This window comes from Methylobacterium mesophilicum (genome assembly GCF_022179445.1).
In the GTDB taxonomy this organism is placed as follows: domain Bacteria; phylum Pseudomonadota; class Alphaproteobacteria; order Rhizobiales; family Beijerinckiaceae; genus Methylobacterium; species Methylobacterium mesophilicum.
On record NZ_BPQU01000197.1, the window covers coordinates 1 to 221 of the forward strand.

General features: G+C 52.5%; 1 protein-coding gene. It reads right to left on the reverse strand.

Features of this window, described 5'->3' with window-relative positions:
* Positions 1–221: aminotransferase class IV (locus MFF40_RS28720; RefSeq protein WP_238263229.1), on the reverse strand; the 221-nt coding region annotated here is incomplete at both ends.

Sequence of the window (221 nt, forward strand, 5' to 3'; positions counted from 1 at the left end):
TCCCATGCCAACATCACCGACGAAGATCAGCGGACGGATATAGGCGCTGGTGAGATTGTTTTTGCGGATCACGTCACGACAAGCTTCCATCAGCTCATCAATGCCCTGCGAAACCGGGAAGCGATAGATTTTGGCGGAGTCATGCAGACGCTGCATATGCTCACGATGGCGGAATACAACCGGTCCTTTGTGCGAGTCGTAGCAACGGATGCCTTCAAAAA